A 21,201-nucleotide genomic window follows, 5' to 3' on the forward strand; every position below is an offset into this window, starting at 1 on the left:
TCCGTCAGCCGAAGAACACGCCGGCCTCCGTGTACAGCGCCGGGTCCACCGTCTTCAGTCGCGCGGTGGCCTCGGCTATGGGTACGCGGACGATGTCCGTGCCGCGCAGGGCGACCATCGTGCCGAAGTCGCCCTCGTGGACGGCGTCGACGGCGTGCAGACCGAAGCGGGTCGCGAGCCAGCGGTCGAAGGCGCTCGGGGTGCCGCCGCGCTGGACGTGTCCGAGGACCGTGGTGCGGGCCTCCTTCCCGGTCCGCCGCTCGATCTCCTTGGCGAGCCATTCCCCGACGCCGGACAGCCGCACGTGCCCGAAGGAGTCCAGCGAACCGTCCTTCAGCACCACGTCACCGTCCTTGGGCATCGCGCCCTCGGCGACGACCACGATCGGGGCGTACGACGCCCGGAAGCGGGAGGTCACCCAGGCGCAGACCTGGTCGATGTCGAAGCGCTGCTCGGGGATGAGGATGACGTTGGCCCCGCCGGCCAGGCCCGAGTGCAGGGCGATCCACCCGGCGTGGCGGCCCATCACCTCGACGACGAGGACACGCATATGGGACTCGGCGGTGGTGTGCAGCCGGTCGATGGCCTCGGTCGCGATGCCCACGGCGGTGTCGAAGCCGAAGGTGTAGTCGGTGGCGGACAGGTCGTTGTCGATGGTCTTCGGGACGCCCACGCAGGGCACCTCGAACTCGTCCGAGAGACGGGCCGCCACCCCGAGCGTGTCCTCGCCGCCGATGGTGATGAGGGCGCCGACCTTCTGCCGGGTGAGGGTGTCCTTGATCCGGCGGATGCCGTCCTCCTCCTTGAGGGGGTTGGTCCGCGAGGAGCCGAGGATCGTGCCGCCGCGGGGCAGGATGCCGCGTACGGCGGGGATGTCGAGGCGGATCGACCTCCCTTCCAGGGGGCCCCGCCAGCCGTCGCGGAATCCGACGAACTCGTGGCCGTACTCCTGGACGCCCTTGCGGACGACCGCCCGGATGACGGCGTTGAGGCCGGGGCAGTCCCCGCCCCCGGTCAGTACTCCGACGCGCATGGAAGTGTCCCTTCGCCGCGGTTGGCCGACGAAGGGACACGGTAATCGTGATCCAGGTCACACAGATATGCCTCGACGGGCCCAATTCCGTTGAATCACCCGGGAATCGGCCGTGGCGCCCTCACTCGTCGTCGAGGCCGCGCTCTATCGCGTACCGGACCAGTTCCACCCGGTTGTGCAACTGGAGCTTGCCGAGGGTGTTCTGCACATGGTTCTGGACCGTGCGGTGGGAGATGACGAGACGTTCGGCGATCTGCTTGTAGCTCAGGCCCTTGGCGACCAGCCGGAGCACCTCCGTCTCCCGGTCGGTCAGCCGGGGCGCGTTCGGTTCGTCGCCGCCTCCCGTGGCGGGGCCGGGGTCGGAGGCCAGCCGGCGGTACTCGCCGAGGACCAGTCCGGCCAGGCCCGGGGTGAACACCGGGTCGCCGACGGCCGTGCGGCGCACCGCGTCCAGCAGTTCCTCCGTGGACGCCGACTTCAGCAGGTAGCCGGTCGCGCCGGACTTCACCGCCTCCAGCACGTCGGCGTGCTCACCGCTGGCCGACAGCACCAGGACCCGCAGGGCCGGGTTCGCGGCGACGACCTCCTTGCAGACCTGGACGCCGGGCTTGGCCGGCAGGTTCAGGTCCAGCACCAGCACATCGGGCGTGGTGGCCTTGGCCCGGCGCACCGCCTGCTCCCCGTCGCCCGCGGTGGCGACCACGTCGAGGCCCGCCTCGGCGAGGTCCCGGGCGACGGCGTCACGCCACATGGGGTGGTCGTCCACCACCATGACCCTGATCGGATCCTGCTGACCGCTCATCGCTGTTCCGCCTTCCCCCGCCGCACGTTCTTCTCCTTCGGCACCGTCAGTTCGACCTCCGTGCCCTGCCCCGGGGTGGAGATCAGCTCGGCGCTCCCGCCGAGGTCACGCAGCCGGCCCCGGATCGACTGGGCGACGCCGAGCCGCCCCTCGCCCTCGGCCTGGGCGAGCCGCCCCTCGGGGATGCCGGGCCCGTCGTCCCGCACGGTGATGATCACCTCGTCGGGCTCGTCCTCCACCAGGATCCAGGCCCGGGCGTCCTCCCCGGCGTGTCTGCGTACGTTGTCCAGGGCGGCCCCGACCGCGGCGGCCAGCTCCTTCGCGGCGGGCGCGGGCAGCAGCACCGGGGCGCCCGGCTCGGCGAGGTTGACGCGGGCGGCGGCGAAGGGGGCGAGCAGCGAGCGCAGGTCCACCGGACCGGTCTGCTCCACCGGCTGCTCCTCCACCACCCGCACGACGGCCCCGTCGGCCGCGTCCTGCGACACCCGCGAGGGGGGTACGAGGCCGCCGGCGACCAGGGTGCGCAGCGCGACCTCCTGCTCCCCGGCCATCCGGCCCAGTTCGGCCGCCTCACCGCCGAGCACCGCCCCGCGCCGCTGCACCATGGCCAGCACCTGGAGCACGCCGTCGTGGATGTCCCGGGCGAGCCGCTCCCGCTCCCGGGTCGCGGCCTCGATCTCCAGCGCGCGGGCCAGGGTGCGTTCGGAGGCGCGGGCGACCTCGACGACGTAGCCGATGGCGATGGAGGCGACCCAGACGAGGACCACGTTGTGGATGGTGTCGCGGGCCGGGGTGCCGCGCTCGACCAGGTTGGCGACCGCGACGGCCGTGGACGCGAACGCCGCCCAGCGCCAGCCGCCCTTGATGGCGAACGCCAGGACGGAGCCGGCGGTCCATATCGACGGCAGCGTCGGGCCGCCCGACTGGATGCGCTCGTGGGCGTCGGCCACGGTGGTGAGCAGGATGCCGGTGAGCGCGATGGTGAGGTCGGCGGCGAGGAAGGGCTTGGTGCAGCTCGCCGCGCTCGCGACGTTGGGCAGGGTGGCCACGGTCCAGACGAACAGGACGCAGTAGTAGCCGACGGCGACCCAGGGCCGGGCGAACCCGTCGTAGGCGGTGGCGAAGAACCCCACCGCGTACAGCATGGTGAGCACCCGGTAGCCGGCGAGCGCACGCCACAGCGGCAGCTCCACCGACATCCTCATGACTCTCTCGCGCCTGGCCATCCGTCCCCCGCCCCCGGGCCCCGACTCATGCACTGCCGACTGCTGAACTGCTGACCGCTGACTGCTCACTGCTGACTCGCCGGACTGCCGAAACTACCGACGCCGCCCGCTCTCCTACTGCTCTTTCTCCTTCTTCGCCTGGTCCTTCTCGGCCTGCGCGAGCGCCGCCTTCGCGGCCTTCTCCGCCTCCTTCTCGGCCTTCGCCGCCTCCGTGATCTGCCGCTTGGCGGCGGTCGCGTAGATGTCGACGTACTCCTGGCCGGAGAGCTTCATGATCTCGTACATGACCTCGTCGGTCACGGCGCGCAGCACGAAGCGGTCGTGGTCCATGCCCTGGTAGCGGGCGAAGTCCAGCGGCTTGCCGATGCGGATGCCGGGCCGCATGACCTTCGGCAGCACCTTCCCGGGCGGCTGGATCTTCTCGGTGTCGATCATCGCGACCGGGATCACGGGCGCGCCGGTGGCGAGCGCCACGCGTGCGAGACCGCCCGGCTTGCCGCGGTAGAGCCGGCCGTCCGGCGACCGCGTGCCCTCCGGGTAGATGCCGAACAGCTCGCCCCGCTCGAGCACGTCTATACCGCTCCGGATCGCCGCCTCGCCCGCCCCGCGACCGCCGGAGCGGTCCACCGGGAGCTGGCCGACGCCCTTGAAGAAGGCCGCCGTCAGCCGGCCCTTCACACCGGGCGTGGTGAAGTACTCCGCCTTCGCGATGAAGGTCACCTTGCGGTCGAGGACCGCGGGCAGGAAGAACGAGTCCGAGAAGGACAGGTGGTTGCTCGCCAGGATCGCGGGGCCCTCGGCGGGAATGTTCTCGAGGCCTTCCACCCAGGGCCTGAAGGTGACCTTCAGCGGTCCCCCGATTGCGACCTTCATCGCGCCGTACAACAAGCGAGTGCCTCCTGATTGTGTCGCACAGACCTTAACCCGGAGTGGCCGCAAAGGCTCCGACGGCCCTGGTCGGTGTCAGTACGGTCGCGTACGGTGAAGCAGACGTCCCTCCCACGAAGAACAGACGAAGACAGGAGACCGAAGGTGCCGGTCCTTCCTGGAGCCGAGCCGTACCGCCATGAGGGCGGAGAGGTCGGGGTGCTCCTCTGTCACGGCTTCACCGGTTCCCCGCAGTCGCTGCGCCCCTGGGCGCGGTACCTGGCCGGGCAGGGCCTGACCGTCTCGCTGCCGCTGCTGCCCGGACACGGCACGCGCTGGGAGGACATGGCGCTGACCGGCTGGCCGGACTGGTACGCGGAGGTGGACCGCGAGCTGCGCGCCCTGCGCGACCGGTGCTCCCGGGTGTTCGTGGCCGGCCTGTCGATGGGCGGCGCGCTGGCCCTGCGGCTCGCCGCGAAGCACGGGACGGGGGTGGAGGGCGTCATCGTCGTCAACCCGGCGAACAAGGTGCACGGCCTGTCCGCGTACGCCCTTCCGGTGGCCCGCCATCTCGTCCGGACGACGAAGGGGATCACCAGCGACATCGCGAAGGAGGGGGTGCTGGAGAGCGGGTACGACCGGGTGCCGCTGCACTCGGCGCACTCCCTGCGCGCCTTCCTGCGGAAGATCGACGGTGAACTGCCGCAGGTCACCCAGCCGCTGCTGCTTCTGCACAGTGTCCAGGACCATGTCGTTCCGGCCGCCGACTCGGCCCGGGTGCTCGGCCGGGTGTCGTCGGCCGACGTGACCGAGATCCTGCTGGAACAGAGCTACCACGTGGCAACGTTGGACCACGATGCGGACCGGATCTTCGAGGAGAGCTACGCGTTCATCGCCCGGATCGCGCCCAGTGTCGGCAAGGAAGGGACGGCCGTAGGTGGCTGAGCACGACTCCGACCGTGAGGACCGGGAGAACCGGGACGAGCGGGACGGCCCGGAGGGCCGGGAGGGCCGCGCGCCGGAGGAGCAGAGCGTGCCCTTCGACGAGGCCGCCGCGTGGGCGGCGATCGTCGCGGGATACGGCGAGGAACCGGCGGACCCGCCGGGCTCCAAGCCGTTCAAGTCGGTCGAGGACCTGGCGCTGCTCGAGGTCGGGACGAACGACGAGGAGTCAGGGGCGGAATCCGGCCAGGAGCCCGCGAAGGACTCCGCCGAGGATCTCGCCGCGGAGCCCGGCGAGGAGAAGGAACCGGCCAAGCCGCTGGGCAGCTCGATCGCCTTCGCGCCCGGTGTCGGCCCGCGCGACTACACGGCGCCCGAGCCCGCGGAGGAGGACGCCGACGGGGACGACGAGGGTCACTTCGTCCCGCCGGAGCCGCCGCCGCTGCCCGCCGCCGACACCACGGCCAAGTTCGCCTGGCTCGGGGTGCTCGGCGGGCCGCTGCTGCTCCTGCTCGCGGTGCTGCTGGGCTGGGAGATGACCTGGTGGCTGTCGACCGTCGGCATCGGCGGTTTCCTCGGCGGCTTCGCCACCCTGGTGATGCGGATGCGCACGGACGACGAGGAGGACGGGGACCCCGGGCGGGGCGCGGTCGTCTAGGCGCCGGCGCGTTCCGCGGGGATCCTGAGGGCGGCGAGGACCGGAAGGTGGTCCGTGGCCGCCCTCAAGTCGCTCTCGGTGACTCCGGGCAGCCCGGTCGGCACCCCGCAGCCCAGCACCTCCACACCCTTGGTCGCGAAGATCCCGTCGATCCGGCGGTCCGGCCCGGTGGCCGGGAAGCTGTCCTCGGCGCCCCAGGGCGCGGCGGTGCGGCAGTCCTGGAGCGCGGTGGCCAGGCGACCGAAGGAGCGGCCGCCCGGGCTCTCGTTGATGTCGCCGCCCGCGACCGCGTGCTCCACCCCCATCCCGGCGAGCCGGTCGAGCAGCAGGCCCGCCTGCTCGTAGCGCTCGGCGGCCGTCAGGCCGAGGTGGCAGGCGGCCACGCCCAGCCGGGCGCCGGCGAAGCGGACCACGGCGGTGGCGAGACCCCTGCGGTGCTCGCCGGGCGTCAGCGGCAGCAGGACGTCCTCGGTGCGCTCCACGGTCGCCCGCAGCGAGCACAGCACGGCCGGACCGGCCGCCGTGCCGCCGCCGGTGAGGATCACCTGGCCGGAGGCGGCCGCGAGGCGGGCGAGTCTCTTGCGCCAGCGGAAGAAGCGGGGGGCCTCCTGGACGAGGGTCAGGTCGGGGGCGCAGGCGGCGATGACCCGGGCCAGGGCCCCGGTGTCGTCCCGCATCGAGCGGATGTTGTAGCTGAGGACCCGGATGACGGCCGAACCGTCGGGCTCGGTGCGGGAGTTGGGTAGCGGCGAGGTCGTCGGCATAGCGATCAAGATACGCCGCCGCGTCCCCTACGTCCGGAAAAGCGAACGGGGGCCGCGAGCGGCCCCCGTGTTGACGCGACATGCGGCGATGCGCCGTACGACTACATGATCGGGTCGGGTTCCCTCGCCAGGTCCGCCGCACCCACCAGGCCCGCCTTGTTGCCCAGCTGGGCCGCGATGACATCGGCCACCGGGCGCCAGTTGCCGCCGACCAGCCAGCGCTTGTACGACTTGCGGATCGGGTCGAGGACCAGCTCGCCCTCGTCGGAGAGGCCGCCGCCGACGATGAAGGCGGAGGGGTCGAAGAGCGAGGCGAGGTCGGCGAGACCCGCGCCGGCCCAGCGGGCGAGCTCGCGGTAGGAGTCCACCGCGACCGGGTCGCCCTGGCGGGCGGCCATGGAGATGTGCTTGCCCTCGATGCCGTCGGGGTTGCCGTCGCCCAGCGACAGCAGGATCTCGGCGTTCTCGGGGGTCGCGTTGGCGCGCTGCTTGGCGTAGCGCACGAGGGCACGGCCGGAGGCGTACTGCTCCCAGCAGCCCTGCGAGCCGCAGCCGCACAGCAGGCCGTCCGGCACCATGCGGATGTGGCCGAACTCGGCGGCGACGCCGAAGTGACCGCGGCGCAGCTTGTTGCCGATGATGATGCCGCCGCCGAGGCCGGTGCCGAGGGTGATGCAGATGACGTTGCGGTGGCCCTTGCCCGCGCCGAACTTGTACTCGCCCCACGCCGCGGCGTTGGCGTCGTTCTCCACCACGACGGGGAGACCCACGCGGGCCTCGACCTCGTCCTTCAGCGGCTCCTGGCGCCAGTCGATGTTGGGCGCGAAGTAGACCGTCGAGCGCTGGCGGTTGACATAGCCGGCGGCGCCGATGCCCACACCGACGATGTCGTGTCCGGCGCGCGCGCCCTCCACGGCCGAGGCGATGGCGTCCACGATGCCCTCGGGCGTGCCCGGGGTCGGCACCTTGTGGGTCGAGAGGATGTTGCCTTCCTCGTCGACCACGCCGGCCGCGATCTTCGTGCCGCCGATGTCGACGCCGATGGTGAGTCCCATGAATCCCTCAGTTTCGGTCGAGCCCCGCTACGGCCAACCGTACCCGAGGCCCTGCCCCCGGAGGGCTTCAGTCCAAGTCGATGCGCTGGCCGGGACCGGTGTCGTCGCCGTCGCGGCCTTGCTCGCGGGGGGTGGTCCGCGGGTCGTTCGCCCCCGCCGTCCAGCGCTGTTCCTGGTTCTGGACGGCGGAACGGTAGGCCGCGAGGAGTTCGGAGCCGGCGGCCGCGAGGTGGTCGAAGACGTCCGGGTTGCGCTCGATGACGGGCTCCACGGCGGCCTTGGCCTGCTGGACGACCTGGCGGACCACCTGCTGGGCGGCCGGTCCCGCGACCGCCCCGAACAGCGGGGACTGCAGCGAGGACAGCTTGTCCCCGACGGCGTCGACCAGCTTGCGCAGCTCCTCTGCGGCCGAGCCCGGCGGCCGGTCGTCCTGGACGCGGCGGCGCGCCTTCTCCGCCGCGAGGTCCTCGGCGGCGGCGGTGGCCCAGGCGTCGGCGTCGGTCGCGCGGGGCCGCTCGTCGAAGCCCTTCGCCCCGGCGGGCTCCCCGGCGGCGTCGGGCGTGGGGCGCTCTTCGCTCATGACGGACTCCTGATGGCTCCTGGTCGACGACGCCTGATGACGGCTCGTCCCTACGACGTTACCCGAACGGCGGAACGTCGTTCAGGGGGTCCGCGGCCAGAGCCCGGGATCCGGCGCGAACCGCACGCACAGCTCGCCGTCGCGCAGCGCCGCGCCGTCGACGGTGCAGCGGCGCAGCACCGAGGGCAGCGCGACGATACGCCGGAACGGTCCGGCGGTGACGACGAGTTCGTCGCCGCGCCGGATGAGGTCGAGCTCGTCGCGTATGGCGCCGGGCAGCGGAAGGTGCCAGACGAGCACGCCGTCCTGGGCGAGCCGGTCGGCCACGGGCCACTCGACCGGGGAGGTCGCCGGGTTGACGGCGGGCACCGCGAGCGCGGCGAGGTCGTCGGCGCCGCGGGGGTCGTACCCGAGGTGGGCGACGGGACGGGCCGCCTCGCCCCACTCCCCCAGGGCCTTGCGCTGCTGGGTGACGAGCCGGCCGAGCAGGCCTTCGTCGGCCGCCTCCGGCAGGACCCGATTGGCGACGAGCGACTCGACGGGCAGGGCGCGCAGGGCGAGGCCGAGCCGGGCGTCGCGGACGGCGTCGGCCCCGGCCGGTCCCGGCTCGGCGACCAGGCGTACGGCGGTGCCGGGGTCGGCGAGGACGGCCTCGACGGCGGCCAGCTCCATGTCCCAGCGGGCGGTCGTCTCGTAGAGCCACTCGGCGGGCATCGGCACCCCGGCGAGCCGGCCCAGCATCGGGCGCAGGGCGCGGGCGGCCTGTCGTTCCGGCGGGAGCAGTCGGCGCAGGTAGCGGCGCAGTTCCTCCGGGAGGGCCAGCAGGGCGAGGGCCTGCGGGACCGGCGGCAGGTCGACGACGAGGAGTTCGTGCAGCTCACCGCCGTCGGCGAGGGCGGCGTCCCGCAGCGCGCGCAGCAGGGTCAGCTCCTCGGCGCCGGGGAGGGGGGTGACCTCTTCCGGGTCGAGCCGGGACGCGCCGAGCAGGTCGAGGACGGTGGAGGCGCGGTCCTGGAAGCCGGCGAGGTCGTCCCGGAAGCCCGCGGTGGCGTCGGGGCGCCAGGCGGTGAGGCGCGGGGCGACCGGGACGGGGCTCGCGCCGGTCCGCACGCCGAGCGCCGCGCCGAGGGTGTCGGTGCGGTCGGCGCTGAGGACGAGGGTGCGGGTGCCGTCCGCCGCGGCGCGCAGTGCGGTGGCGGCCGCCACCGTCGTGCGTCCGCTGCCGCCAGGGCCGGTGATCAGGATGGTGCGCATGAGGGTGAACCGTAACGGAGGTCGGAGCAGCCCCCCGACCTCCGCACCGCGCCCGCGCACGCCGCTTTCGGGCCCGCCGGCTCGCGGGCCGCGCGGCCGGCGCTACTTCTCGGGCGCCTCGAAGCCGGCCTCGCCCGACTCCACCCGCTTCTTCAGGCCGGCCAGCGCGCGGTCGATGATGACCTTCTCGGCCTTGCGCTTGATCATGCCCAGCATGGGGATCTTGACGTCCACGGTCAGCCGGTAGGTGACCTCGGTGGCGCCCGGGCCGGCCGGCTCGAGGAGGTAGGAGCCGTCGAGCTGGCGCAGCATCTGGGACTTCACCAGCGTCCAGGACACCTCGTGCTCGCCGGTCCAGGTGTAACCGAGGACCTGGTCGTCCTTGATGGCGCCGGCGTCCATGACCAGGCGGACCTGCTCGGCGCGGCCCTGCGCGTCCGTTCCGAGGACCTCCGCCTGCTTCACCTCTCCGGTCCAGTCCGGGTAGCGGGCGAAGTCGGCGATCACCGCCATGACCTCAGCCGGTGCCGCCTCGATCGTGATGCTCGAGCTGGTGTGTTCCGCCATCGCCGTGGCTCCTCCAGATGCGGGCCGGTAAAGGTAGAGAAGAGGACACCGTGCGCCAGCCGCCGCGCACGTGTGTGCAGCGTGAAGGCTACCGCGCGCCCGACCTGCCGCCTTCACCCGGAGTCAGGACGCCGTCCGGACGACGCCGGGCCGGCGCGCGCTCACCACTCCAGCGCCCACGGCTTCCCGCTGCCCGCGAAGTGCCCCACGTTCACGCACTCGGTCGCGCCGACCCGCATCCGGCGGGCGAGCGGCTGGTGGACGTGGCCGAAGAGCGCGTAGCGGGGCCGGGTGCGGCGGATGGCGTCCAGCAGCGCGCGGCTGCCCCGCTCGAAGCGGCGGGCCACGGTGTCGTAGACGAGTTCCGGCACCTCCGGAGGGATGTGGGTGCACAGCACGTCCACCTCGCCCACGGCCTCGATCTTCGCCGCGTACTCCTCGTCGCTGATCTCGTACGGCGTGCGCATGGGGGTCTTCAGGCCGCCGCCCACGAAGCCGAAGACCCGGCCGCCGATCTCCACCCGCTCCCCGTCCAGGACGGTGGTGCCGGGCCCGGCGAACTCGGGCCACAGCCGCGGCATGTCGACATTGCCGTAGGTGGCGTACGTCGGGGTCGGGAACGCCGCGAACAGCTCGGCGTACTGCTTGCGGACGGCCTTCTCGATCAGCGCCGCCCGGTCGCCGCCGATGCCGCCCCACAGCCGGGCGCCGAGTTCACGGGCCTCCTCGAAGCGGCGGGCGGTGCGCAGTTCGACGATGCGGTCGGCGTTCTCCACCCCGAAGAGGTCGGGGAAGATCCCGCGGGAGTGGTCGGCGTAGTCCAGGAACAGGACCAGATCGCCCAGACAGATCAGTGCGTCCGCGCCCTCTCCGGCCCGGGCCAGGTCGCGCGCGTTGCCGTGCACGTCGCTGACCACGTGGATGCGTGTCCGGCGGTTTCCGGGCGGTGTGGATGCCATGTCGATCAAGGGTAGGCGTGTGCGGCATACGTGAACAGTGTCGAGCGGGATACCGGTTACTGGCCAGTCAGTAAAGCGGTGGACTACTGTCGGCCGGGAAACACCAATCTGTGTGACGCAGCGAACATCTCGCCGGACCCCCCTGTCGAAGAAGCCATACCGACGGGTAACGTCCGGGCAGTCCAGTCGTGCTCAGGATTTCAACCATCGAGATCCACCGAGGTCCCGAGCACAGTCCCGAGCCTTGGACCGCATCGTCGCAGCACACAACGTCGTGGCGCCGGCGCCCTATGAGGAGCAGCAGTCTTGCGCGAGTTCAGCCTTCCGGCTTTGTACGAGGTCCCTGCGGACGGCAATCTGACCGACATCGTCCGCAGAAACGCCGCGCAGCATCCCGACGTCGCCGTCATCGCCCGCAAGGTGGACGGCGCCTGGCAGGACGTGACGGCCACGGCCTTCCTGGCCGAGGTGCACGCCGCTGCCAAGGGCCTCATCGCCTCCGGCGTCCAGCCCGGCGACCGGGTCGGGCTGATGTCGCGCACCCGCTACGAGTGGACGCTGCTCGACTTCGCGATCTGGTGCGCGGGCGCGGTCACCGTGCCGGTGTACGAGACCAGCTCCCCGGAGCAGGTCCAGTGGATCCTCTCCGACTCGGGCGCGACCGCCGTCGTCGTCGAACTGGACGCCCACACGGCCGCCGTGGAGTCGGTGCGCGAATCGCTGCCGGCGCTGAAGCACGTCTGGCAGATCGACGCGGGGGGTGTCGAGGAGCTCGGGCGGCTCGGCAGGGACGTCTCCGACGAGGTCGTCGAGGAGCGCAGCTCGCAGGCCAGGGCCGACGACCCGGCGACGATCGTGTACACCTCCGGCACGACCGGCCGCCCCAAGGGCTGCGTGCTGACCCACCGCAGCTTCTTCGCCGAGTGCGGGAACGTCGTGGAGCGGCTGCGGCCGCTGTTCCGTACGGGCGAGTGCAGCGTGCTGCTCTTCCTCCCGCTCGCGCACGTCTTCGGCCGGCTCGTGCAGATCGCCCCGATGATGGCGCCGATCAAACTGGGCACCGTCCCGGACATCAAGAACCTCACCGACGAGCTGGCGGCCTTCCGCCCGACGCTCATCCTGGGCGTGCCGCGGGTCTTCGAGAAGGTCTACAACTCGGCGCGCGCCAAGGCGCAGGCGGACGGCAAGGGCGCGATCTTCGACATGGCGGCGGACACCGCGATCGCCTACAGCAAGGCGCTGGAGCTCCCGGCGGGGCCGCCGCTGAAGCTGAGGATCAAGCACAAGGTCTTCGACAGGCTGGTCTACGGCAAGCTGCGCGCGGTCCTCGGCGGGAAGGGCGAGTACGCGATCTCCGGCGGCGCCCCGCTGGGCGAGCGTCTCGGTCACTTCTTCCGCGGCATCGGCTTCACCGTCCTGGAGGGCTACGGCCTGACGGAGTCCTGCGCCGCCACCGCCTTCAACCCCTGGGACCGGCAGAAGATCGGCACGGTCGGGCAGCCGCTGCCGGGGTCGGTCGTGCGGATCGCGGACGACGGGGAGGTGCTGCTGCACGGCGAGCACCTGTTCAAGGAGTACTGGAACAACCCGGGCGCGACCGCCGAGGCGCTGGCCGACGGCTGGTTCCACACCGGTGACATCGGCACCCTCGACGAGGACGGCTACCTCCGGATCACCGGACGCAAGAAGGAGATCATCGTCACGGCGGGCGGCAAGAACGTCGCGCCGGCCGTGATCGAGGACCGGATCCGGGCGCACGCGCTGGTCGCGGAGTGCATGGTGGTGGGCGACGGACGGCCGTTCGTGGGCGCGCTGGTCACCATCGACGAGGAGTTCCTGGGCCGCTGGGCCTTGGACCACGGCAAGCCGGCGGGCTCGACCGCCGCGTCGCTGCGCGAGGACGCCGACCTCCAGGCCGCCATCCAGTCGGCGATCGACGACGGCAACTCCGCCGTCTCGAAGGCGGAATCGGTGCGGAAGTTCCGTATCCTCTCCGCCCAGTTCACGGAGGACTCGGGCCACCTCACGCCGTCGCTGAAGCTCAAGCGCAATGTCGTGGCGAAGGACTACGCGGGCGAGATCGAGGCGATCTACGCCAAGTAGCCCCTCCGCACGGTTTCCTGACGGAGTGTTTCCTGACGGGACATTTCCTGACGGAGCGTCATGACAAGGCTTCCCCACGGGGGCCAGCGTCCTGACGGAGCGTCATGGCGCGGTGTCCCCACGGGGACCCGCGCCCTCGTGCGTCCGGCGCGAGGGCTGCCCGCCGACGCCCGGCCGCCCGGCCGCCGGTCACCCGTCACCCGTCACCCGTCACCGACGGGCAGCCGACCGAACCGGCGGTCCGCCGCCCGCCCCTCGCCCGACGCCGTCTCCGTGCCCCCTCACGCGGGCGGCGTCGACGGTTCCTCCGCCTCCGCCCGGGCGCGGAGGAAGGCGGCCGGAGCGCGGCGGGAGACAGCTAGAGCAGCGTCTTCAGCCTCTCCGCCAGCAGGTCCCAACGCCACCTCTCCTCCACCCAGGCGCGGCCCCGCTCCCCCATCCGGCGACGCAGCTCCGCGTCCCCGAGCAGGGCGACGACGCGCTCGGCGGCCTCGGCCGGGGAACCGCCCCGCACGACCCACCCCGTCTCCCCGTCGAGCACCGCGTCGGGCGCCCCGCCCGAGTCCCCTGCGACGACCGGCAGCCCGGTCGCCGACGCCTCCAGATACACGATCCCGAGCCCCTCGACGTCGAGTCCGCCGCGCCGCGTCCGGCACGGCATCGCGAACACGTCCCCGGCGCCGTAGTGGGCGGGCAGCTCCGACCAGGGCACCGCCCCGGTGAAGCGCACGGCGTGCGCCACCCCGCGCTCGTGGGCGAGCCTGCGCAGATCCTTCTCGTACGGACCGCCCCCGACGATCAGCAGGACCGCCTCCGGCTCGGCGGCCAGGATCCGCGGCATGGCGAGGATCAGCGTGTCCTGGCCCTTGCGCGGCACGAGCCGCGAGACGCACACGACCACCGGCCGGTCGGTCAGCCCGAGCCGCGCCCGCACCTCCTCGCCGCCCGACCCCGGATGGAAGGTCTTCTCGTCGACGCCCGGCGGCAGCTGCACCATCCGCCCGGCCGCGCCGGCGCTCAGCGCGGTCGCGATCCGCGAGCGGGTGTACTCGCCGAGGTAGGTGATCGTGTCCGTGCTCTCGCCGATCCGGCCGAGGAGCTGCCGGGCGGCGGGCAGCTGCGCCCATCCGGCCTCGTGGCCGTGGGTGGTGGCGACCAGCCGCTCGGCGCCCGCCCGGCGCAGCGCCGGCGCCATCAGCCCGAGCGGCGCGGCCGCCCCGAACCACACCGACGTGCACTGGTGCTCCTTCAGCAGCCCGACGGCCCGGCGGGTCGCCCCCGGGGTCGGCAGCAGCATCGTCGTGGAGTCCCGTACGACGGTGAAGGGCTGTTCGGCGTCGAAGGCTGCCGTCGCCTCGACGCCCTCGCGGGAACGCTTCCAGGTGGACGCGTAGACGACGAGACGGTCGGGGTCGAGCCGGAGCGCCATGTTGTGCAGGAACGCCTGGATGCCGCCCGGGCGGGGCGGGAAGTCGTTCGTCACGATCAGGGTCTTGTGCATCGCAGCCGACCTTATCCAAACGTCCTTCACAGCCGCGTCCGGCCGCGCTTCACAGCCCGCGGGGAGATCATGTGCGCCATGGACGCGACGGCTGCGAGGCGGCCCCTGACCTGCCTGCTGACGACCTGGGGCGTGACCCGGCTCGCCCTGCTGCTCTTCGTCTTCAAGGTGTTCCTCTTCCCCGGCCCGGACGTCACCAGTGACGTCTCCGTCACCTACCAGGGCTGGTACGAGGTGCTGGGCGGCGGCACGTTCCCGGCCGCCGACGTCACCTGGCAGTACCCGCCCGGCGCCGCCCTCGCGATCCTCTCCCCCGGCCTGCTGCCCTTCCTCGACTACGCGTCGGCCTTCTTCGTCCTGGCCTTCCTCGCCGACCTGGCCGTCCTCGTGCTGCTGCTGAACGCGGGACTGCGCCCCGGCCGGTCGCTGCGCGGCGCCTGGACATGGGTGGCGGGCGTGCCGCTGCTCGGTCCGACCGTCTACTCCCGCTACGACGTGATGGTGACGGCGGTCGCGGTCGGCGCGCTGGTCGCCGGCGCCCGGCGGCCCCGGGTGATGGGCGCGCTGACCGGTCTCGCGGTGCTGCTGAAGGTGTGGCCCGTGCTGCTGCTGACGGGGGCCGTGCGCAGACGGGCCTGGGGCGCGGCGGCGGTGACCGCCGGCGCGCTGGCCGCACTGTTCGCCCTGGCCATGCCCGGCGCCTTCGCCTTCCTGACCTTCCAGCGCGACCGGGGCACCGAGGTGGAGTCGCTGGGCGCGCTCGCCCTGCACGTGGCCCGGCAGTTCGGCTGGCAGGGGCAGGTGCTGCTGCACTACGGCTCCCTGGAGTTCCTCGGCCCGTACGTCGGCGTGGTGAGCGACGTGGCCCTGGGGCTGTCGGCGCTCGCGTTCGGCTGGCTGCTGCTGTGGCGGCTGACGGCGAGGCGCTTCGCGCCGCAGACGCTCGCGGAGGCGGCGTTCACGGCGGTCCTGCTGTTCACCGTCACCAGCCGGGTGATCAGCCCGCAGTACCTCGTATGGCTGATCGGTCTCGCGGCGGTGTGCCTGTGCTTCCGCGCCGGCCGCATGGCCCTGCCCGCCGTCCTGGTCCTGGCCGCGTCCTTCGTGACGGTGCTGGAGTTCCCCGTCCGGTTCGCGGACGTCGTCGCGAGCACCCCGCTCGGCCTCGCCCTGCTGTTCCTGCGCAACGGTCTGCTGGTGGCCGCCGCGCTCACCGCGGCCGTCCGGCTGTGGCGTTCGACGACGCCCAGGACCGCCCCGGACGCCCCGGCCCCTCAGGCCGGTCGGGCCGGTCACACCGCCCGCGCCGACGCGCCCGCGGTCTCGCCCTGACACCGGGGCCACGCCCGCCGCGGCACCGTCCCCGGGTCCTCTCCGCCCGCACGGGCTCCTCAGACCAGCTGAGCCTTCAGATAGCCCTGCCAGTCCGCGGTGAACTCCGCGAGGGAGGTGCCGAGCACGCTCTCCAGCGCGCCCTCCACCGCCCCCGGCCGCTTCCCGTGCTCCCCCACGGCCCGGTAGAACGCGTCCAGCCGCGCCTCGCCCCACCGCTCGGCGATCATCCGGCAGGCCAGCCAGCCGCCCTCGTACGCCCGGGCCAGCCGGCCGGCGTCACCGGAGAAGCCGAAGTCGGCGTCGGCGGGCAGCTCCGCCGGGGCACCGCCGTCCGTGACGGTCTGCTGGAGCTCCGGGGCGACCTCGGCGGGAGTGCGGCCGGTGGTGCGGTAGCCCACCCAGTCGGCGTACCCCTCGGACAGCCACAGCGGGGTGGCCGCGTTGGTGTGGGCGCGGGTGGCGACATGCGTGGCCTCATGGGTGAGGACCACCTGCCGGCCGACCCGGCCGAGCATGCCGTACGCGTCCGGGTTGACGATGATCCGGTCGGCGGGCGTCCTGGCGCCGCCGCCCGTCTCGCCCGTGGTGACCGCGGCGATCCCGCGGTAGGAGGAGGCGGGCGAGCCGAGCAGCCCCGCCATGCCCTCCAGCGACTTCGGCACGAGGACGACGAGGTGCCCCGCCCAGTCGGTGCCCCAGGCCGCCGAGACCTCCGGGACGGCGTCGTCGGCCAGGTCGGCGAAGGACCGCAGCCGCGCGTCGGACTGGCCGACCCCCAGCACGAGACTGTGCGTGCCCCGTACGACGCTCACCGTCCCCTGGTCCCACAGCTGCTCGCCGGCCTTCGTCGCCGGCTTCTCCGAGACCACCGACCACCGGCCGGCCCCGTCACGGGCCAGGCGCAGGACGCGGGCGGTGGTCACCGGCGCCTTGTCGTAGCCGTCGACGCGGTAGCTCAGTTCGGCGTCGGCGGTGGCGCTGTCCCCGCTGCGCCGGAGCGCCGTCACGCGGTACGACCAGGCCGCCAGGGGGACGGCCCGCACCGCCGCGTACCCGGTGGCCGCGCCGGTGGCCGCGTAGGCGCCCCGGTCGTGGTCGAGGACCGCGGCGGCCCGCCGGTCGAGGACCCGCTGCACGTCGGCCTTCGCGTGGTCCGCCGCGGTCCGTCCGCCGCAGCCGACCAGACAGCCGAGGAGCGAGACGAGCAGCAGACAGAGCCCCAGGACCCCGGGTCCGCGCGCCCGCCCTCGACCAGCCATCCTCCCGATCGTACGGCCGCCGCCCGGCGCGGGCTCCGCTCAGGGCCGGGTGACGGACGAGACCGGCATCATCCCGACCGGGTCGTAGCGCACCGGCGCGCCCGGGTAGGGGGCGTGGATGACCTGGCCGTTGCCGACGTACATGCCGACATGGCTGGCGTCGGAGCGGTAGGTGACGATGTCGCCGGGCCTGGCCTGCGAGAGCGGCACCCGCCGGCCCGCGTGCGCCTGGGCCTGCGAGGTGCGCGGCAGCGAGATCCCGGCCTGCGCGTACGACCACTGCATGAGGCCGGAACAGTCGAACCCGGTGGGCCCGTTGGCGCCCCAGACGTACGGCTTGCCGAGTGCGGAGCGCACGGCGGCCACGGCGGCGCCCGCGCGGCCGGAGGCGGGCACGGAGCCCGAGAGGCCGGGCATGGCGTCGCGGCCCGAGCGGGAGGCCCGGTCGAAGGCGGCGCGTTCGGCGGAGGGCAGGGAGTTCAGCAGCCGCCGCGCCTCGGCGAGCTTCTGCTCCACGGTCCGTTTGTGCCGCACCACGGCCGCGCGGCTCTTCTCCAGTTCGGCGAGCTTGCCCGCGGCCTCGGCGCGCTCCTGGGTGAGCTCCCGCAGGGCGCCCTGGAGTTCCCGCAGCTCGCCGGCCTGGTGGGCGGTGATCCGGTCGAGGACGGACGCCTTGGCGAGGTAGTCCTCCGGGTCGTCGGAGAACAGCAGCGCGAGCGAGGGGTCGAGGCCGCCGGAGCGGTACTGGGCCCCGGCCAGCGAGCCGAGCTCCTCGCGCAGGCCGTTGATGCGCTCCTGCTGCCGGGCGATGTGGTCCTGGGCCACGCCGACCTGCGCGCGCAGGGTGCCGGCGCGCTCGTCGGCCGTGTTGTAGGCCTCGGTGGCCTTCTCGGCCTCCTCGTAGAGACGGTCCACCTCGGCCCGGGTGTCGTCGTGCGGAGCGGCCGTGGCCGGTACGGCGGCCACGGCGCCGAGCGCTGCGGCCGCGGCGGACAGCACGCTCAGGGCGCTGCCGGCGCCCCGGTCGAACCCGGACTGTGCAAGGCGGCGATGGGACCCCACGGGATGCCGCGCTCCTTCCGCTGACGGACAGGGAAACGCGGCAGACAGTAGCCCCGCGGTGGGGGGTCGGCCAAAGACCTCGGCGGCAACGCACAGTGACGCCCCGCCGCTGACGCAGGTCACCGGCGGGGCGTGGGGTCACTTCTCGTTGTCGTGATTCGCCCGTTCGGGCGGGCGTGGTGTCCCGATCTCGGGACGGATCAGATCCGGACGCCGAACTGGAAGGGCATGTTGTTGATCGACTCGTAGCGCACGACGGTGCCGGAGCGCGGGGCGTGCAGCACCTGGCCGTTGCCCGCGTAGAAACCGACGTGGTGCAGGTCGCCGTAGAAGATGACCAGGTCGCCGACCTTGAGGGCGCTCTGGGAGTAGATGCGCGTCCCGGCGTTGGCCTGGGCCTGCGAGGTCCGCGGGATGGAGACGCCGGCCTGGGCGTAGGCCCAGGAGGTCAGGCCCGAGCAGTCGTACGAGGCGGTGCCGGTGGCACCGTAGACGTAGGGCTTGCCGAGCTGGCTCTGGGCGGCCTGGAAGGCGGCCATGGCCCGGCCGGAGCCGGTCGGGGCGTCGCCGAGGTCCACGCGGTCGCCGGCGTCACGGCTGGCGCGGGCGTCGGCGGCCGCGAGGGCCGCCTGCTCCTTGGCCGTCAGCGTGTTGAGGAGCTTGCGCGCCTCGGCGAGCTTGGCCTGGACTTCCTTCTTCTTCTTGCCCAGTTCGGTGCGGGTGGAGGCGAGGTCCTTGAGCTTGGTGGAGGCCTCGCTGCGCTCCTGGGCGAGCTCGCGCTGCTTCTCCTGGATCTTCTTCAGCGCCTCGACCTGCTGGGCGCTCAGCTGGTCGGCGGTGGACGCCTTGTCCAGGAAGTCGTCCGGGTCCGAGGACAGGAGCAGCTGCACGGAGGAGTCGATCGACCCGGTGCGGTACTGGGCGGCCGCGGCCAGTCCCATGGAGTCGCGCAGCTCGTTGAGCTCCGACTGCCCCCGGGCCACGTTGTCCTGGATGGTGGAGATCTCCTTCTGGAGCTTCTCCTGCTTCTCCTGGGCCCCGTTGTACTTCTCGGTGGCCTGCTCCGCCTCTTCGTAGAGCTTGTCGACCTTGGTCTTGACCTCGTCCTTGGTGAGCTTCTCGGCGGGCGCCGCGTTGGCGGCCTGGGAGCTCAGCACGACGGCAGCGGCGGCTGCGGTGGTCAGCACGGTCACGCGCGTGCGACTGGGCTGCTTCGGTCGACGGTGGGACGCCACGGAGACGGGCTCCTTCTTTTGAGTGATCACCCGTTTGGAGATGCGAGCCCTGACCTTAGTGACCTCGCCGTGATCAGTTCAAATCCTCAGGAGAAAAAATCCCATCACGCAACGCAGTTTTTTCAATCAACTCACGTGCAGTCATGCTCGATTGACGCTACGTTGCGTGACGATCCCGCCAATTCGGGCAATAAACCTGGAACTTCGACCTTCAGGACAGTCGCTTCAGAAGTACCGCGGAAGCCACCGGTCGGGCACCCGCCTTGGCGATCCCGTCGGCCACCTCACGGTCGGTCGAGGCGACGATGACCGGACGGCCCGGCGGCTCGGCCCGCACCAGCTGACGGATCAGCTCGTCGGCCGTGACACCCGGCTTGGAGAACAGCACCCGCACCCCGCGCGGCGGCGCGAGCAGCACCGGAGCGGCCAGTTCGGCCCCGTCGAAGACACAGGTGACCTCGGCGCCGGTCTGCGCGGCGAGCTGGGAGAGCTGGCCGAGGAGCCTGAGCCGCTGCTTCTCCAGCGGCATCTGCGGATAGCCGGTCTTGGTGACGTTGTAGCCGTCGACCACGAGATGGGCCTGGGGCAGCGCGAGCAACTGGTCGAGAATGGCCGGATCGTTCTCCGACAGAGCACGCGTGGCGATGTCCTTCGGGGTCATCCGTCCCGGTTCGACCGCGTCGACGGTCTCCGCCGGACGCACCGACACCGGCGGCAGCGCCAGCTCCCGCCGCAGCCCCTGGGCCGCGTCGAGCACCGTGTCCAGCAGCAGCCGCACCCGCATGTCCTCGACGCTGCGCCCCTCGCGCGCCGCCCGCCGGGTGGCCTCCAGCGCGGCCTCCACCTCCGCGAGCCGCCCCTTCAGCCGCCGGGACTCGCTCTCCGCGGCGGACACCTGGGCCTGCCCCTCGGCGCGTACGCCCTCCAGTTCGGCCCGCACCTTGCGCAGCGCGGCCTCGCCCCGCTTGACGTCGCTGAGGGCCGAACGCAGCTTGCGGTGCAGCGATTCCGCTTCCTTCTTCGCGGCGTCCAGTTCGGCACGCAGCCCCTCGACGCCCGCCCGGGACTGCTCACGGGCGCGGTCGAGCTCCTCGCGCAGCCGCTCCAGTTCGGCCCGGCTCTCCTCGCCGGCCCGCTCGGCGTCCGCCCGCAGGGCTTCCTCGCCGGCCGCGGTGACCAGCTTCACCCAGCCGGTGGGCCGCAGCACATAGGCCGCGGCCGCCACTTCGTGCGGGTCCGCGGCCGGGGTCGGCGAGCCGGAGTCGAGAGCGCCGGCGAGTTCCGGCTGGGCCTCTCTGAACTTCTCGGCGATGCGCTGCCGGAAGAGCGGATCGGTCTCCAGCGCGGCCGCCATCGCGTTGCCCGCGAACTTCGCCCGCCGGTTCGGCGCGAACCGGGCGTACTGCCGCAACTGGGCGGGCAGTTCGCCGATGGTCAGCCCGCCGAAGCCGTCGGAGACGATCTGCACGACCCTGCGCCGCACGCCGTCCGGCAGCGGACGGTCGAGCATCTCGGCGGCGCCGTCGCCCGGCCCCCCGCCTGCGCTCTCCACCATCCGTCACACCCCAATACCTGTGCGGGGCCGCCTCCCGTCAGGAGCCGGCGCCGGGCCGATCCACGAGTTCCACCTGGTCCACGGCGTTGCACCAGCGGCACCGCACCGACTCGATGGTCTCACTGACCACCTCGCGCTCCTCGACCTTCGGCTCGCCCGCGAGATCGAGGTGCACGTACTCGACGACCTTCGACGAGCGCGTCACGTCGAACCGCGTGAGGTTGCCGCAGAGCGTGCAGCGCCACCGCGTCGTGGCGGTCGGCAGGGGAACCGTCATCGTGGCTTTCCACATCCTTCTGGTGTCGTGCTTCCAGTTGCCGGGGTCGGGCCGGAGGCTCCCCCGCGTGTATGGCTCGTAACCCTACGGCCTGGCGGGTACTCGCCGCCCATCCGTCCGCGGCGGCGAGGCGGTCCGGGCGACTGCGTCCGGTTACGTCATGCTTT

The 21,201-nt window shown here is 72.7% G+C and carries 20 protein-coding genes; 4 read left to right on the forward strand and 16 right to left on the reverse strand.

Annotated elements, in window-relative coordinates:
- Positions 1-4: 4 nt before the first annotated feature.
- From J2X68_RS00125 to J2X68_RS00140, 4 genes are all read right to left on the reverse strand, one after another.
- Positions 5-1,033, reverse strand: a complete 1,029-nt coding sequence (locus J2X68_RS00125; protein WP_310430317.1) for a 6-phosphofructokinase — start codon at positions 1,031-1,033, stop codon at positions 5-7.
- A 121-nt stretch (positions 1,034-1,154) separates the two neighbouring features.
- Complete coding sequence (locus J2X68_RS00130) at positions 1,155-1,835, reverse strand: response regulator transcription factor (protein ID WP_310430318.1); 681 nt, start codon at positions 1,833-1,835, stop codon at positions 1,155-1,157.
- Positions 1,832-3,061: a MacS family sensor histidine kinase gene (macS, locus tag J2X68_RS00135; RefSeq protein ID WP_310430319.1), complete on the reverse strand. Its 1,230-nt coding sequence runs from the start codon at positions 3,059-3,061 to the stop codon at positions 1,832-1,834. Before macS ends, J2X68_RS00130 begins: the two co-directional genes overlap by 4 nt.
- Before the next feature lie 114 nt (positions 3,062-3,175).
- Positions 3,176-3,934 (reverse strand): lysophospholipid acyltransferase family protein, encoded by a 759-nt coding sequence (locus J2X68_RS00140; RefSeq protein ID WP_310430320.1) that lies wholly within the window; start codon positions 3,932-3,934, stop codon positions 3,176-3,178.
- Between the two features lie 159 nt (positions 3,935-4,093).
- On the opposite strand from J2X68_RS00140, the gene J2X68_RS00145 reads away from it, so the two are divergent.
- Positions 4,094-4,873, forward strand: a complete 780-nt coding sequence (locus J2X68_RS00145; protein WP_310430321.1) for an alpha/beta fold hydrolase — start codon at positions 4,094-4,096, stop codon at positions 4,871-4,873.
- Complete coding sequence (locus J2X68_RS00150) at positions 4,866-5,528, forward strand: hypothetical protein (protein WP_310430322.1); 663 nt, start codon at positions 4,866-4,868, stop codon at positions 5,526-5,528. Before J2X68_RS00145 ends, J2X68_RS00150 begins: the two co-directional genes overlap by 8 nt.
- Here the strand turns inward: J2X68_RS00150 and J2X68_RS00155 are convergent.
- The 6 genes from J2X68_RS00155 to J2X68_RS00180 form a co-directional block, all read right to left on the reverse strand.
- Positions 5,525-6,292: an endonuclease/exonuclease/phosphatase family protein gene (locus J2X68_RS00155; RefSeq protein WP_310430323.1), complete on the reverse strand. Its 768-nt coding sequence runs from the start codon at positions 6,290-6,292 to the stop codon at positions 5,525-5,527. The two genes, J2X68_RS00150 and J2X68_RS00155, sit on opposite strands and share 4 nt — an antisense overlap.
- Positions 6,293-6,393: 101 nt before the next feature.
- Positions 6,394-7,347: an ROK family glucokinase gene (locus J2X68_RS00160; RefSeq protein WP_020129975.1), complete on the reverse strand. Its 954-nt coding sequence runs from the start codon at positions 7,345-7,347 to the stop codon at positions 6,394-6,396.
- Between the two features lie 67 nt (positions 7,348-7,414).
- On the reverse strand, positions 7,415-7,927 hold the full coding sequence (locus J2X68_RS00165; protein WP_310430324.1) for a DUF5304 domain-containing protein: 513 nt from the start codon (positions 7,925-7,927) through the stop codon (positions 7,415-7,417).
- A gap of 81 nt (positions 7,928-8,008) precedes the next feature.
- On the reverse strand, positions 8,009-9,181 hold the full coding sequence (locus J2X68_RS00170) for an ArsA-related P-loop ATPase (RefSeq protein WP_310430325.1): 1,173 nt from the start codon (positions 9,179-9,181) through the stop codon (positions 8,009-8,011).
- Between the two features lie 102 nt (positions 9,182-9,283).
- Complete coding sequence (locus tag J2X68_RS00175) at positions 9,284-9,748, reverse strand: SRPBCC family protein (protein ID WP_310430326.1); 465 nt, start codon at positions 9,746-9,748, stop codon at positions 9,284-9,286.
- A 161-nt stretch (positions 9,749-9,909) separates the two neighbouring features.
- Complete coding sequence (locus J2X68_RS00180; RefSeq protein ID WP_310430882.1) at positions 9,910-10,665, reverse strand: metallophosphoesterase; 756 nt, start codon at positions 10,663-10,665, stop codon at positions 9,910-9,912.
- 348 nt (positions 10,666-11,013) lie between these two features.
- Here J2X68_RS00180 and J2X68_RS00185 point away from each other — a divergent pair, with 348 nt between their 5' ends.
- Complete coding sequence (locus J2X68_RS00185) at positions 11,014-12,810, forward strand: AMP-binding protein (RefSeq protein ID WP_310430327.1); 1,797 nt, start codon at positions 11,014-11,016, stop codon at positions 12,808-12,810.
- Positions 12,811-13,168: 358 nt separating this feature from the next.
- Here J2X68_RS00185 and J2X68_RS00190 read toward each other — a convergent pair whose 3' ends face one another.
- Entirely contained in the window at positions 13,169-14,311 is a 1,143-nt protein-coding gene (locus tag J2X68_RS00190) for a glycosyltransferase family 4 protein (RefSeq protein WP_310430328.1), read from the reverse strand.
- Between the two features lie 78 nt (positions 14,312-14,389).
- Here J2X68_RS00190 and J2X68_RS00195 point away from each other — a divergent pair, with 78 nt between their 5' ends.
- Complete coding sequence (locus J2X68_RS00195; protein ID WP_310430329.1) at positions 14,390-15,643, forward strand: glycosyltransferase family 87 protein; 1,254 nt, start codon at positions 14,390-14,392, stop codon at positions 15,641-15,643.
- Between the two features lie 59 nt (positions 15,644-15,702).
- Here J2X68_RS00195 and J2X68_RS00200 read toward each other — a convergent pair whose 3' ends face one another.
- The 5 genes from J2X68_RS00200 to J2X68_RS00220 form a co-directional block, all read right to left on the reverse strand.
- On the reverse strand, positions 15,703-16,905 hold the full coding sequence (locus J2X68_RS00200; protein WP_310430330.1) for a hypothetical protein: 1,203 nt from the start codon (positions 16,903-16,905) through the stop codon (positions 15,703-15,705).
- A 39-nt stretch (positions 16,906-16,944) separates the two neighbouring features.
- Positions 16,945-17,967 (reverse strand): NlpC/P60 family protein, encoded by a 1,023-nt coding sequence (locus J2X68_RS00205; RefSeq protein WP_310430331.1) that lies wholly within the window; start codon positions 17,965-17,967, stop codon positions 16,945-16,947.
- A 200-nt stretch (positions 17,968-18,167) separates the two neighbouring features.
- On the reverse strand, positions 18,168-19,202 hold the full coding sequence (locus J2X68_RS00210; RefSeq protein ID WP_310430332.1) for an NlpC/P60 family protein: 1,035 nt from the start codon (positions 19,200-19,202) through the stop codon (positions 18,168-18,170).
- A 211-nt stretch (positions 19,203-19,413) separates the two neighbouring features.
- Complete coding sequence (locus tag J2X68_RS00215) at positions 19,414-20,757, reverse strand: NYN domain-containing protein (RefSeq protein ID WP_310430333.1); 1,344 nt, start codon at positions 20,755-20,757, stop codon at positions 19,414-19,416.
- 37 nt (positions 20,758-20,794) lie between these two features.
- Complete coding sequence (locus tag J2X68_RS00220) at positions 20,795-21,034, reverse strand: hypothetical protein (protein ID WP_055541554.1); 240 nt, start codon at positions 21,032-21,034, stop codon at positions 20,795-20,797.
- Between the last annotated feature and the right edge of the window lie 167 nt (positions 21,035-21,201).

Source organism: Streptomyces sp. 3330 (assembly GCF_031456635.1).
In the GTDB taxonomy this organism is placed as follows: Bacteria; Actinomycetota; Actinomycetes; order Streptomycetales; family Streptomycetaceae; genus Streptomyces.

Bases quoted from the DNA above. Each gene is read 5' to 3' on its own strand.
- J2X68_RS00175 (WP_310430326.1), bottom strand. From the start codon at position 9,748: ATGGCGGAACACACCAGCTCGAGCATCACGATCGAGGCGGCACCGGCT.
- J2X68_RS00170 (WP_310430325.1), bottom strand. From the start codon at position 9,181: ATGCGCACCATCCTGATCACCGGCCCTGGCGGCAGCGGACGCACGACG.
- J2X68_RS00140 (WP_310430320.1), bottom strand. From the start codon at position 3,934: ATGAAGGTCGCAATCGGGGGACCGCTGAAGGTCACCTTCAGGCCCTGG.
- J2X68_RS00155 (WP_310430323.1), bottom strand. From the start codon at position 6,292: ATGCCGACGACCTCGCCGCTACCCAACTCCCGCACCGAGCCCGACGGT.
- J2X68_RS00195 (WP_310430329.1), top strand. From the start codon at position 14,390: ATGGACGCGACGGCTGCGAGGCGGCCCCTGACCTGCCTGCTGACGACC.
- J2X68_RS00220 (WP_055541554.1), bottom strand. From the start codon at position 21,034: ATGACGGTTCCCCTGCCGACCGCCACGACGCGGTGGCGCTGCACGCTC.
- J2X68_RS00215 (WP_310430333.1), bottom strand. From the start codon at position 20,757: ATGGTGGAGAGCGCAGGCGGGGGGCCGGGCGACGGCGCCGCCGAGATG.
- J2X68_RS00200 (WP_310430330.1), bottom strand. From the start codon at position 16,905: ATGGCTGGTCGAGGGCGGGCGCGCGGACCCGGGGTCCTGGGGCTCTGT.
- J2X68_RS00160 (WP_020129975.1), bottom strand. From the start codon at position 7,347: ATGGGACTCACCATCGGCGTCGACATCGGCGGCACGAAGATCGCGGCC.
- J2X68_RS00130 (WP_310430318.1), bottom strand. From the start codon at position 1,835: ATGAGCGGTCAGCAGGATCCGATCAGGGTCATGGTGGTGGACGACCAC.
- J2X68_RS00125 (WP_310430317.1), bottom strand. From the start codon at position 1,033: ATGCGCGTCGGAGTACTGACCGGGGGCGGGGACTGCCCCGGCCTCAAC.
- macS (WP_310430319.1), bottom strand. From the start codon at position 3,061: ATGGCCAGGCGCGAGAGAGTCATGAGGATGTCGGTGGAGCTGCCGCTG.
- J2X68_RS00190 (WP_310430328.1), bottom strand. From the start codon at position 14,311: ATGCACAAGACCCTGATCGTGACGAACGACTTCCCGCCCCGCCCGGGC.
- J2X68_RS00165 (WP_310430324.1), bottom strand. From the start codon at position 7,927: ATGAGCGAAGAGCGCCCCACGCCCGACGCCGCCGGGGAGCCCGCCGGG.